The organism is Streptomyces venezuelae, assembly GCF_008642335.1.
GTDB classification, from domain to species: domain Bacteria; phylum Actinomycetota; class Actinomycetes; order Streptomycetales; family Streptomycetaceae; genus Streptomyces; species Streptomyces venezuelae_F.
In genome coordinates, this window is the sequence record NZ_CP029191.1 from 7,513,115 (window position 1) to 7,525,584 (window position 12,470).

The window sequence follows — 12,470 nt, forward strand, 5'->3', positions numbered from 1 at the left end:
CCGCCCCTGCGTTGATCGGGGAAGATCTCAGCATGGATATTGATCCCGCATTCGCGGCGGAGCTGAAGGCAGCCCTGAACAGGCGCGGCATCGAACTGCCGTGGGCGGATCTTGAGGTGGTGGAGACGTTTTGGCGCGCTGCCGACGGGCTGACGGTGGACCAGGCCGTCAACGTGGCCGCAGCGGTGCGCGCGGGTATCGAGCACGGACGGATCACCGGGCGCCAGTCCTGAATATCCACAGGCGCACCTATTCTCTGGCCCGCTGCCCTACGGTGCGGGCATGGATGACGAGACGTGCCTGCCGCTGCTGACGCTGGCCGAAGCCCACGACGTCATGGACGTCCTCGCCCGCGCCACGGCGAGCGGCGACGCGGAAGCGGAGCGGCTGCTGAGCGAGCTGGCCGCGCGGGTGCCGTCGCGAACGGGTGACACCCCGAACGTCCGTGCCGCATGGTGATCATGGAGCGGCGGCGCGTACGGTCGGGGCGTGCCCGGCGGAACGGGGCCGCGACCTCTGTGCAGTGCTTGCGTCGCTCCACTACGGCGTGCGGCTGCCTCTCTCCAGTGGTCATCAGTCCGCCGGGCCACTACCGCGCCGTCAGCGCCCGTCTGGCGGCGTTGATGATGTTGTGGGCGTCGGCGCCGTAGACGGCGGACTCGCGCAGGGTTGCCCAGGTGCGCAGGTACGTGCGGACGTTCGCTGCCTCGTCGACCCACAGCTCTGCGTGCCACGTCTCCACGATCACGCGCTGGTCGTCGTACACCCAGAAGCCCGTGGCGGGCGGGATCTTCAGGGATGCCGTCAGCGGGACGATCCCCAGCTCCACGGTGTCGAGCCCGATCGCACCGGTCAGCCGGTCGAGCTGTGCGGCCAGCACCGACGGCGGGCAGATGAGGGCCTGGAGCGCCGCCTCCCACATGATGATGTGGAACCGCTTGGTGGAGTCGTACAGCGTCTCCTGGCGCCTCATGCGCGCACGCACCGCGGCTTCGGCATCCTGGGGTGTGCCTTGCAGTTCCGCGTACCGGTGGAAGATGGCGCGGGCGTAATCCGGGGTCTGGAGAATCCCCATGACCATGGCCGGTTCCCAGCCCCGGAAGAGCTTGGCGGCGGCGTGTTCCCGGTTGTGCACCTGCTGCACCGTGCGGTGTCCGCCCGCGAGCTGGCGGCGCCACGGCCTGATCCGGGACTCTATGCTGCGCAGCATCCCCTTGAGTTCATCGGCTGCTTCCGGCTGGCCGCATCCTTTCGCGAAGGCCTCCAAGTCCTCGGCTGTCGCCGTCTGCTGGCCGCGCTCCAGGCGGCTGACCTTCGACTGCGCCCATCCGGCGCGTTCGGCCAGCTCGCTACCGGTGAGCCGACTACCAGGGGCGTTGACTCTCAAGTCCCGCAGCCGCAGTCCGAGTGCTTCTCGTGCCTGCTGGTAGTCGGTACTCACCGCATCACTCTCGCTACTTCTCCGCGACCACCCGGGCCGCGGCTTCCTGATAGGGGACGGCGTAGTGCATCGCCGCGTCCCGCGCCTGGGCGTACCGGTTCACTGCCACCGGTTCGGTGATGAGTTCGACGTCTTGCAGGTTGTCGTCGTCATCGAAGTTGAGCAGGGCGACCAGCCGGGAATCGAAGATCCAGAAGTCCTCTGCCGGAAGGTTCAGCCGGTCGGCATCGCGGCGCCACAGGCTCCGGATGTCTTCGCCGACCGCGCTGTTCCTGCGCGCGTTGTCGAGCAGGTAGAGCTGCCCAGGCGTGGGCGGCTCGTCGATGATCCGCACGCGGCCGAAGGTCTTGCCGAGTGCGGTCTGTTCGCGCCGCTCCTTGCACCACGCGGCATCGACGCCGTCCCAGTCCACCGGGCGGCCGGCGAGGAACTGGGCATAGGTGTCCGTTCCTTCGTCGCTCGCGTACCGGCGCCGCGTCTCCAAGCGCCAGGCGGTGTGCTCGAACTGCGTGAACAGCCGGTCGAACTCGTCGAGACCGATGATGTCCGGCACGCGCTGAACCTCCTTGGGGCCGAAGTCCACCAGCAGTTGCGGTGGTACGACGATCGCTGTCTCGCCTGCTCCGAAGTGCCGGAGCTGGGCAAGGTCTTCCGGGTCGGTGACCGGGGGGCCGTGCACGATGATCTCACCGGTCTCAAGGTCTTCATGGAGGGCGGGGCAGCCGTTGACGCCGCTGCCCGTGCCGTTGAAGCGCAGATGCCGCATGACCGTTCCCTTCGCTGGACGGTGATCCGTTCAGCATCGGGCGGCATCGATATCTGCGGTACAGCGTCTCGCCGAACCCGCGCGCATGCAGCCGCATTTCCGGCCAACCGCCGCGCATAATCGCGCATAGTGCCTCGCGGCCACCACTCCTGCCTCCCTACCGTCCTGGTCATGGCCACTACGCACGAACCGCAGGAAGCCGACCCGTACATGGCGACCGAGACGCTGAGGGCAGCGCTCGGGGAGGCGGGGATCATCTTCCCCTCTCTCGGTGTGGATTTCGGGTCGCCGTACCTGGGTCTGGTCCAGCTGGGGTGCGTCCGCGCCGATGTGGCCATACGGCTGGCTGAACATCTCCGGCGAGGGGGTCCTCGAAGTGGACAGTGAGTGGGAGAAAGGCAGTCTGGTTATCGATACGGTGCGCCAGCGCCTGGGACGCGTCATGGACAGCCTGGGGCCCGGCCGTGTCCAGCTGCGCCCCCCTGGCGGCGGTCTGGAGTGGGACGCCGACGCCGATCATGTCCGTGCGGCCCGCGGGGATGAGATTCTGCGCGTAGCGTCCGCTCGGCCTCCCGCTGGCAGGCCGTCATGAGGACCAAGCCCGCGGCCAGGGAGCTGTCACCCGAGTGCGAGGTGGGCATGTGCAGTCTGTGCCCCGGCGACGGAATCGAGGCCTACGCCCCGGGCAAGCGGCCGCCGACCGAGCCGCCCATCTTCGTCCGGCGCTGCGACCACGGTTGCAGCCACGGAGGAACGCGCAGGATCCCCAGGGCGCCCTGGCGGCCGTCGTGAGCGCCGGGTGCCGGGGGTGCGAGGACCCGGTCGACGAGCCGGTGCCGGTGGCGCTGGAGCATTCCAACTCGGCAGGCGGGCGTTTGGTGCGGATGTGCACCGCATGCCGCCAGCGGTTCCAGATGATCCCGCTGGACGAGCACCCGCCGGACAGCCCCGGCTTCCCCATCTTCGCGACCCCACCCAGAGCGTGATCCGCAGCGGAGGACGGCAGTCTTCCCGTACGGGCTCTGCTGCGGATCACTGCCCCTGATCAAGGGGCGCCGACGTGTCCTCGTTCCTCTTGCTGGGGGAGCGGGGACACGGTCGTCTGTCGTAGGCGCCTCTCACTCTGCGTCGCCGTTCACACCCCGTGTGCTGCCCGTGCGCGCATATATCTGACGCGCACGCTCACCCGGTCCTGTGCACAGTGCAACCGTGGCATATGCGCACGTGGCCGGTTCCGTCCCCCGAGGCCGGTCACGTGCGCCCCTTGTCACTGACGTGGTGTCACATCGCGTGGCCGGTACGGGTGGTACGTCCCATCCGCGATCAAGGAGGTGCAGAAAATCATGAAGTGGTTCCTGCGGGACGCGTTGACACCCGGACCACGCGGAGGAATATGGACCACCTCACCGAGCGTGGTTAATTCCTCCATCCGGTGGGCGACAACAGGGGATCTTTCCCATAGCCCGAAGGGCGCGCGAAAGCGTGGTCACCCGGACCAGAACACGGGGGTATTGCTAAGCCGGTACTCACCTGGACCGGAGCCCAAGCGTCGGGTGTCACATCCCTGGGCGCTGTACGACCCCGATCAACAGGGGATGCGGCCACGGCCTATCGAGCCGAGTCACGAAGGTGACGCATGGTCAAACTTCAGGTAGCACAAGCGAAAGAACGATGTGACGTGCATCGCGTCGTGATCACACCGGGTCGCCCGTCCCTCTAAACGGTGTCAGTGATCACGGCGCGGCGCACGCATCCCGCCCCGGCGACGGCTCAGGCCGTGTCCTTCGATGGAAGCCGGGGCACGAGCGCACCCCACAGCGCAAGGCAGCCCAGACCCCGCTGCTGTCCCGATGAACCTTCGAGGGGAGTGCAGCGTGGCGACCGGGGCCGACGAGGAAGCCAACCGCCAGGCGTGGGCGCGGGACATGGTGCGCGGACTGCCGCCCATGGACCAGGAGGACGTGGAAGATCTCGAATGTCTGCGTGACCTGCTGCACGGTGACAGTGCCGTCACCGATGAGGAGCGGGAGGAATCGGCTTAGGCCGCGAGATCCTGGCCCGCACCTGCTCCGCGGAGTCGGTGGAGGAGCCGGGCCTCACGAAGAGCTGGAAACCCTTCCAGGCGCGGCGCAGATCGCGGTAGCGCTCGGAGGCGCTGGCGGTGCTCCATCCCGTGACGATCAGCCCGCACGTCTTGTCGTCCAGATCCGGGACGGGGATGGTGTCCAGCCGGCGCAGCGCCTCTCGTGCGGAGACGATTGCCGAATCCAGGTCCGCCACTGAGGCAGCGTGCTCTCGCAGGGTGATGACCTCCTTCGCCAGCCGCTGGTCGAAGTAGGCGCGGATCTTGCCACGCCGCAGGATCTCTTCCTCGTACGGCTCGCGCAGTGCACGGTGGCGCTCCTGCACCCGTCTGATCGTGGCCAGTTGCTCGGGATCGGTGAGCCGCTGCAGGGTCATCGCGGTGATCTCCGCGTCCAGCACGCGGACGTCGGCGATGGTCCGGCCACAGCCGCTGACGGATCTCTCCGAGCGGTAGTGATGGCGCAGTCCGCCGTCCTCGTACGTGGCGCCGCGCTGATGGACCGTGGCCGTGAGGTGCGCTCCACAGGCGCCGCACCGTACGGGCGAGTCGCGTCCGCTGCACAGGTAAGGGTCTTCGTGAGGGCGCCCCGGTCGGCGCGACTCCTGTGCAGGCGGCACGGATGATCCTCCCATGCGTGATGGGCCAGGGATCTCAAGTGGTTCAGACGTCTGGCGGCGGTGCGGAGTTGACCTTAGCGGCGCTGCTCCTTCACTGCATCAACATCGGCCACATGTGCCGGACCGGACAACGAATCCTGGTCACCCAGCCGTCGGGCCGCGGCCGGATAGTTGAGCAGTCACAGAAAGTAAGGCTTTGGCTAGTGCACCAAGGCTATCCACGTCCGGGGAATTCATGCCCCGGCGGGACATGAAAATCTCAGTAACTCGACAGCTTTTAGCACTCTTTGATGGCGCCGCTGAGCAGGAGTTACTTCCCGTGTGCGTCAGTCGTAATCGCGCCCCATGCGCATGACGTCAGGAGAAGTGATGCAGGACATGACTCCCGAGGAGGGAGGCGGCATATCGCCCGGCGAGGCCGGTGAATGGCTGCGGCGGCATTTCGCCGATGACCCGGCGCCGAAGGTGGATCTGGTCATCGAAGTGGCGGATTCTAATGCGCTCGCCTACCGCGAGGTGATGGAAATCCTGTTCGGGCCGCTGGCCTGAGCGGGCGACGCCACGCTGGACGCAGGACCGCCGGTTGCCGAGGGGATCTCCATGACGCAAAGCGCTGAGAGTGCGATCGAGACAGCCGCCCGGAGCGTACGGCCCGGTCAGATGCGGGCCGTCATCTACGCCCGGGTCAGCACGGAGGAACAGGCCAAGGGATACGGCATCGGCGCGGGCGTGAAGCGCTGCATGCGTCACATCGAGAAGAAGGACTGGTTCTTCGTCGCGACCTTTGCCGACGAAGGAGTCTCCGGTTCCCTCCCGTGGGACGAACGCCCGGACCTGACGCGGCTGATGGAGATGGCGCGGCAGGAGCCCTGCCCCTTCGATGTGGTCGTGGTGCCCGAAGGGCGGGTGATCGGCCGCGTCGACAAGGCCTACTACCCCTGGGTGTGGGGGCTGGAGAAGTACGACGTCTTCGTGGCCGACGCCAAGCTGGACATCGACAACACCACCGACGACGGCCGCGACAAGATGCGCGAAGAGGCGAATTACGCCTTCAAGGAATACACACGCACTCGCGCGCGCACGCAGGGCGGCATGCAGGAGCACGCCGAAGCCGGGGGATACACCGGTGGCTATGTCCCGTGGCCGTACGAGGTCGCGAACATGGGCAAGAAGAAGGAGAGCCGCCTGGTCGTGGACCCGGCGGGACTGCCTGCCGCACGACGGGGGCGTGAGCTGTTCGTCCGCCTGCGCAACTGGGACCAGTCCGCTGACCTTCTCAATGCGGAGCAGCTGTACACCCAGAGCGGTCTGCCGTGGACGGGCGCCAATTTACGCGCCCGTCTGACCGGGGACGCCATCCTGCGCCGCAGGCTGATCTTCCGCAAGGCGTCGAAGGCGAAGCTGGCCCGCGACGGCACCCCGCTGCACGGCGCACCGGTCGTCATCGACCTGCCACCTGTCTTCACGGACCAGGAGACGGAAGAGCTGAAGGCGGCCATCAAGCTGGCCGAGAAAGGGCCGGCCCTGAACCGGGGGCGGGTCTACCCGATCAGCGGGCGGTTCACCTGCCTGTGCGGCGGCACGTACACGGGATGGAATCCCACCGGCAAGCGCACCGCCAAGTACCGCTGCAACCGCGGTGGTCCGCAGTGCAAGCTGGTTCCGGCGGATGCCATCGAGAAGGACGTCTGGCGCAGGGTGCGAGCAAAACTCAGCGACTTCGACCGGCTAAAGAAAGTAGCGGCCGACTGGGTCACCGCGGCAGCCAGCCGGGATGTGAACTTCGAGGACCGCATCCGGGAGCTGGACGCCAGGATCGAGCGGCAGCGGAAGGTCGTCAAAGTCACCCGGTCCGTCGCCGTCAGTGAGGCGGTCGACCGCGGCCTGGACGAAGCGGAGGCCGTCGCCGCGGCGACGGACGCCGTACGCCCGCTCAACAAGCAACTGGCCGACCTGGAGAAGCTGCGCGCGGATACTGCTCAGTGGCAGACGGAAGCCGCGGAAGCGTCCATGCGTGCGGACGATCTGATGGAGCTGGCCAGGGCGGCACAGGAGCGCTTCGGCCGCATGCCACTGGACAAGCAGGCCCGGTTCCTGGCACTGCTCGAAGCCGAGGTGACCATGACGGGCCCGGCGCCGCGCGGCAAGGCAGGGGCCCGCTGTTCCCTGGTCGCCTGGTTCCGTGAGAACGGCTTCCGTGTGCCCACGCTCACGGACGGGGCGTGGGGGCAGGTGCGGGACATCGTCCCCGCGGCCCCGGGGCGTGACCCCCGGCGAGCGCTGGCGGGCATCCTGGAGAAGGCACGTACTGGTGTCGCCTGGTCGAAGCTCCCCGCGGAGTTCGGCGACGGCGGGGCCCTGCGCAAGGTCGCCCTGGAGTGGATGCCGGAGGTGTTGCCCGACGTCATGGCCAGACTCTCGGACTCGCCCGGCGAGGAGCCGTTCGACCCGGCGCCCATTCCCTTGACGACGGTCCGGCTGTGGGTCATGCCGGAACTGCTGCTCGGGAGTGATGAGCACTTCCATGCACGCGCGTGCAGCCCAGCATGAACGTGAACATCACCGTGAGGATGCCGATGATCGCGCCCACCGCGATGACGTCCGCGAGACCGCCGAGGCCCACGGACTTGAAGGCCGTGGAGAAGCCGCTCTCCGGGTCGACGTCCTTGTAGCTCTGCATCCCGGTGAGGACCAGGCACGCGAGGACGTACAGCACCATCGAGATCGCGAGGGAGTAGAGGATCGCCTTCGGCATGTGCCGCTGCGCGTCCTTGGACTCCTCGGCGGCCGTCGACATGGCGTCGTAGCCGAACACCGCGAAGAAGACGGTCGCCGCGCCCGTGAACGCGCCGCTGACCCCGTAGGGGAAGAACGGGTCGTAGTTGCCTGTCTCGATGTGGAAGAAGCCGACCGCGATCACGACGAGGACCACGATCACCTTCAGGACGACCACGATCATCTCGAAGCGCGCGGCGTTCTTGATGCCTAGCGTCAGCAGGTACGCGATGAACAGGCACAGCACCGCGGCGAACAGGTCGACCTTGTGCCCGTCGCCGGTGCCGGGCGCGCCCATCATCCAGTTCGGCAGCTCGGCCCCCATCTCCTCGACGAGGAAGCCGAAGTACCCGGAGATGCCGATGGCGACCACCGCGACGATCGCGGTGTACTCCAGGAGCAGGTCCCAGCCGATGAACCAGCCGGTCAGCTCCCCGAGCACCACATAGCCGTAGGTGTACGCCGATCCCGCCTTCGGGATCATGCCGGCGAACTCGGCGTACGAGAAGGCGGCGGCGGCGCTCGCGACCCCCGCGATCAGGAAGGAGATCAGCACCGCGGGGCCCGCCGTGCCGTTGGCGACGGCCCCGGCGAGGCTGAAGATGCCGGCGCCGATGATGCCGCCGACCCCGATGGCGGTGAGCTGCCAGAGCCCGAGGGACTTGGCGAGTCCGCCGCCCGCCCCCGTCTCGGTCTCCTCGATCTGCTCGATGGGCTTGCGGCGCAGCACGCCGTGTCCCATCCGTAGTCCCGACATGAGCTCCACCTCTTCGCAGACGGCCGTCGGCTGATGGCGGATCATGATGGCCCAGCGCGGGGCGCTACGGAAGGAGCCACACCAGGCCAGGTCACCCGGGTGTGGAGGATCCTGCGGGTGCTACGGAACCACCGTGACCGGCCAGCGGCCCGCCTTCACCAGACGGACGGCGACCGAGCCCACGATGCGGTGGCCCGCCTGCTCGGAGGCGCCCACGACGACGGCGTCGGCCTTGAGGTCGTCGGCGGCGGTGACCAGGCCGGAGTAGGGGTCGCCGCGGAACGTGTGGAACTCCCAGCGGACGTCGAATATGTCCTTCACCCGCTCGGTCGCGGCCCGGATCTCCGCGATGAGGCCCTCGGCGATCTCGTCGGTGGTCTCGGCGACCGGCACCCCGAACGCGGCGCCCGCCGCCATCACCGGCTGGATGTACACGACCGCGAGCAGGGCCCGCTGCCGACGCGCCAGACCACCGGCATAGGCCGCCGCTCTCAGCGAGGAGTCGGAGCCGTCGACCCCGACGACGATCACCTTGGGCCCGTCGGTGCCGCGTTCGAACTGCTGGGACTGGTCTTCACTCACGCCCAGAGATTAGCGGAGGCAGTCATACCGCTCGCATGCCCCGTCCCGCCGCGCTCGACGCGCGCGGCGGCACACCTCTTCCTAGAGTCGTGCCATGACGGTCAGCACGGAGGAGCCCGAGGCCGGCGGACGGATACGGGCCCGCGGCGGTTTCCTCGGCCGCGTCCCGGAGGGTTTCGCCGCGTTCTTCGGCGCCCTCGGCGTCTTCTGCGCGGTCCTCGCGGTCATCTCGCCGCTGCGCCGCCTCCTCATGCCCGTCATCCGTGTCCTCGACCTCCTCACGGTCCCGGTCAGCGCGAACCTCGCGTACGCCGTCTTCCTCTTCCTGCTCGCCGCGGCGACCGCCGCCCGCAAGAGGGTCGCCTGGTGGCTCGTCGTCAGCTATCTGGGGCTGCTTCTCGCCTTCGACGTGCTCGGCGCGGCCCTCGGCTTCTGGGCGGAGTCGCTGCCCTCCTTCGTGATCTGCGGCGCCGCCTTCGTGCTGCTGATCCTCGCCCGCAAGGAGTTCTCCGCCGACTCCCGGCGCGGCGCCGTCTGGCGGGCCATCGCGGTCCTCGCCGCCGGACTCGGCGTCGCGATCCTGGCCGGCTGGGGCCTGGTCGAGCTGTTCCCCGGCACCCTCGTGCGCGGCGAGCGGCTGCTGTGGGCGGCGAACCGGGTCTGCGGCGGGCTCATCCACGGCCACGACTACTTCGACGGCGCCCCGCGGCGCGGCCTGTACTTCTGGCTCGGCCTGTTCGGCGCCCTCGCCCTGCTCAACGCCACCGCCACCCTCTTCCGCTCCCAGCGCATGGAAGCGGCCCTGCACGGCGACGAGGAACCCCGCATCCGCGCCCTCCTCGGGGCCTACGGCGCACAGGACTCGCTCGGCTACTTCGCGACCCGGCGCGACAAGGCAGTCGTCTTCTCACCGAGCGGCAAGGCCGCCGTCACCTACCGCGTAGAGGCCGGCGTCTGCCTCGCCAGCGGCGACCCCGTCGGCGACCGCGAGGCCTGGCCGCACGCGATCGGCGCCTGGCTGGACGTGGCACGGCGCTACGCCTGGGCCCCCGCCGTCATGGGCGCGTCCGAGGACGGCGCGACCGCGTACGCCCGCGCCGGGCTCGGCGCGCTGCAACTGGGCGACGAGGCGATCCTGCACGTCGCCGACTTCGACCTGGACGGCCGCGACATGCGCGTCACCCGCCAGGCCGTCAACCGCGTCCGCCGCACCGGCGCCACCGCCCGCATCCGCCGCCACTCCACCCTCACCGACGAGGAGATGGAAGAGATCGTCGACAAGGCCGACGCCTGGCGGGACACCGAGACCGAACGGGGCTTCTCCATGGCCCTGGACCGCCTCGGCGACCCCGAGGACGGCGACTGCCTCCTCGTCGAGGCCCTGGACGCCGACGGGAAGCTCCTCGCGCTCCTCTCCCTCGTCCCGTGGGGCAAGGACGGCATCTCCCTGGACCTGATGCGCCGTGACCGCACCGCACCCAACGGCGTCATGGAGTTCATGGTCGCCGAGCTGTGCGCGGCCGCTCCCCGGTCGGGCGTGCGGCGCATCTCCCTGAACTTCGCCGTATTCCGCTCGGTGTTCGAGGAGGGCGGCCGCATCGGCGCGGGCCCGGTGCTCCGCCTGTGGCGCAAGCTGCTTCTCTTCTTCTCCAAGTGGTGGCAACTGGAGGCGCTCTACCGCTCCAACGCCAAGTACCACCCCGAGTGGTACCCGCGGTTCATCTGTTACGGCGACAGCGGCGCCCTCGCCCGCATCAGCCTGGCGTCCGGCATCGCCGAGGGCTTCGTCTCGGTGCCGTCCCTGCGCAAGCTCTGGGGCAAGGGCCACAAGCCGCGGGGCGTCACCCAGCCCGCGACCACCGAGGGCCTCCCGTCCATCGCCGCGCTCGGCCTGTCCGGCGCGGACGACGCCGCCGAAGCGGACCCGGCATCCAGGCTCCCCGAACAGATCCGCATCCGGCACCGCAAACTCGACCGCCTGCGCGAACAGGGCGTCGACCCCTACCCCGTGGGCCTGCCCCCGCGCACCCACCGACTCGCGGACGTGAACCGCGACCTGACGGAGACCCGGGTCACGGTCGCGGGCCGCGTCATGCTCGTACGCGACTTCGGCGGCATCGTCTTCGTCGTCCTTCGCGACTGGTCGGGCGACCTCCAGCTCGCCCTCACCCGCGACACCTCGGGGCCCGACGTCCTTGACCGCTTCACCACCGGCACCGACATCGGCGACCACATCACCGCCACCGGCACCGTCGGCACCAGCGACCGGGGCGAGCTCACCGTCTTCGTCACCGAATGGCACCTCACCGGCAAGTGCCTGCGCCCCCTCCCCGACAAGCGCCGCGGCCTGACCGACCCCGAGGCCAAGGTCCGCAGGCGCTACCTCGACCTGGTCGCGAGCCCCGGCGCGCGCGACGTGGTCCGCGTCCGCTCCACCGCCGTACAGGCGCTGCGGCAGGGCCTGCTGGACCGGGGCTATCTGGAGGTCGAGACGCCGATGCTCCAGCAGATCCACGGCGGCGCCAACGCACGCCCCTTCACCACCCACATCAACGCCTACGACCTCGACCTGTACCTGCGCATCGCCCCCGAGCTGTACCTGAAGCGGCTCTGCGTCGGCGGCATGGAGAAGGTCTTCGAGATGGGCCGCACCTTCCGCAACGAGGGCGTCTCCTACAAACACAACCCCGAGTTCACGATGCTGGAGGCCTACCAGGCCTTCGCCGACTACGACGTGATGCTCGACCTCACCCGCGAACTCATCCAGGGTGCCGCGACCGCCGCGTTCGGCCGGCCGGTGGCGTACAAGGACGGCGTCGAGCACGACATCTCCGGGCCCTGGCCCGTCAAGACGGTGTACGGCGCGATCTCCGAGGCGCTCGGCGAGGAGATCGACGCGGACACGCCGATGGAGGTCCTGCGCAGGCTGTGCGACCGGGCCGCCGTCCCGTACACGACGGACGACGGCCGCGGCGACGTCGTCCTGGAGATGTACGAGCGGCTGGTCGAGGAGAAGACCCAGCTGCCCACCTTCTACAAGGACTTCCCGACCGACGTCTCGCCGCTCACCCGCCGGCACCGCACCGACCCGCGCCTCGCCGAACGCTGGGACCTCGTCGCCTTCGGCACGGAACTCGGCACGGCCTACTCGGAGTTGACCGACCCCGTCGAGCAGCGCCGCCGCCTCACCGCGCAGTCGCTGCTCGCCGCCGGGGGAGACCCCGAGGCCATGGAGGTCGACGAGGACTTCCTCGACGCCCTGGAGTACGCGATGCCGCCCACCGGAGGCCTCGGCATCGGCGTCGACCGGCTCGTCATGTTCCTCACCGGCCTGACCATCCGCGAGACCCTGCCCTTCCCGCTGGTCCGCCGCGCCTGAGAAGACTCCGCGGCTGAACGGGTGCTTTCGGGGGCCGCCCCGGTGTTGATGTTCCGCGCCGGCCTGC

The 12,470-nt window shown here is 69.1% G+C and carries 11 protein-coding genes and 1 pseudogene; 6 read left to right on the top strand and 6 right to left on the bottom strand.

The features are described 5' to 3' along the window. Window positions 1-32 precede the first annotated feature (32 nt). Together DEJ49_RS33580 and DEJ49_RS36165 are read left to right on the top strand one after the other, a co-directional pair. Entirely contained in the window at window positions 33-233 is a 201-nt protein-coding gene (locus DEJ49_RS33580) for a hypothetical protein (RefSeq protein ID WP_150187596.1), read from the top strand. A 49-nt stretch (window positions 234-282) separates the two neighbouring features. Then, the gene (locus DEJ49_RS36165; protein WP_190329535.1) at window positions 283-459 is read left to right on the top strand and encodes a hypothetical protein; all 177 of its coding nucleotides are present in this window, start codon (window positions 283-285) and stop codon (window positions 457-459) included. Window positions 460-589: 130 nt separating this feature from the next. On the opposite strand, the gene DEJ49_RS33585 is transcribed toward DEJ49_RS36165, so the two are convergent. The 3 genes from DEJ49_RS33585 to DEJ49_RS33605 all read right to left on the bottom strand — a co-directional run bounded on the left by DEJ49_RS33585 (window position 590) and on the right by DEJ49_RS33605 (window position 3,061). Beyond that, complete coding sequence (locus DEJ49_RS33585; protein WP_150187597.1) at window positions 590-1,441, bottom strand: helix-turn-helix domain-containing protein; 852 nt, start codon at window positions 1,439-1,441, stop codon at window positions 590-592. A 13-nt stretch (window positions 1,442-1,454) separates the two neighbouring features. Further along, window positions 1,455-2,207, bottom strand: coding sequence for a DUF6879 family protein (locus DEJ49_RS33590; protein ID WP_150187598.1), 753 nt, complete (start codon window positions 2,205-2,207; stop codon window positions 1,455-1,457). 674 nt (window positions 2,208-2,881) lie between these two features. Then, a complete protein-coding gene (locus DEJ49_RS33605; protein ID WP_150187601.1) occupies window positions 2,882-3,061 on the bottom strand; it encodes a hypothetical protein in 180 nt (59 codons plus the stop codon). Window positions 3,062-4,081: 1,020 nt separating this feature from the next. Here DEJ49_RS33605 and DEJ49_RS36170 point away from each other — a divergent pair. Next, window positions 4,082-4,249, top strand: a complete 168-nt coding sequence (locus DEJ49_RS36170) for a hypothetical protein (RefSeq protein ID WP_190329536.1) — start codon at window positions 4,082-4,084, stop codon at window positions 4,247-4,249. Here the strand turns inward: DEJ49_RS36170 and DEJ49_RS33610 are convergent. After that, window positions 4,218-4,910 (bottom strand): hypothetical protein, encoded by a 693-nt coding sequence (locus tag DEJ49_RS33610; protein ID WP_150187602.1) that lies wholly within the window; start codon window positions 4,908-4,910, stop codon window positions 4,218-4,220. The two genes, DEJ49_RS36170 and DEJ49_RS33610, sit on opposite strands and share 32 nt — an antisense overlap. A gap of 369 nt (window positions 4,911-5,279) precedes the next feature. Between DEJ49_RS33610 and DEJ49_RS33615 the strand changes: the two genes are divergently transcribed. After that, window positions 5,280-5,459: a hypothetical protein gene (locus DEJ49_RS33615; RefSeq protein WP_150187603.1), complete on the top strand. Its 180-nt coding sequence runs from the start codon at window positions 5,280-5,282 to the stop codon at window positions 5,457-5,459. Window positions 5,460-5,570: 111 nt separating this feature from the next. After that, a complete protein-coding gene (locus tag DEJ49_RS33620) occupies window positions 5,571-7,460 on the top strand; it encodes a recombinase family protein (protein WP_223833259.1) in 1,890 nt (629 codons plus the stop codon). Here DEJ49_RS33620 and DEJ49_RS33625 read toward each other — a convergent pair. Both DEJ49_RS33625 and DEJ49_RS33630 read right to left on the bottom strand, forming a co-directional pair. Beyond that, window positions 7,438-8,442, bottom strand: a pseudogene (locus tag DEJ49_RS33625) (amino acid permease); the annotation flags it as partial. The gene DEJ49_RS33620 and the pseudogene DEJ49_RS33625 overlap by 23 nt on opposite strands. 120 nt (window positions 8,443-8,562) lie before the next feature. Beyond that, a complete protein-coding gene (locus tag DEJ49_RS33630) occupies window positions 8,563-9,024 on the bottom strand; it encodes a universal stress protein (RefSeq protein WP_150187605.1) in 462 nt (153 codons plus the stop codon). A 94-nt stretch (window positions 9,025-9,118) separates the two neighbouring features. Here DEJ49_RS33630 and lysX point away from each other — a divergent pair, with 94 nt between their 5' ends. After that, entirely contained in the window at window positions 9,119-12,403 is a 3,285-nt protein-coding gene (gene lysX / locus DEJ49_RS33635; RefSeq protein WP_150187606.1) for a bifunctional lysylphosphatidylglycerol synthetase/lysine--tRNA ligase LysX, read from the top strand. Window positions 12,404-12,470: the final 67 nt, after the last annotated feature.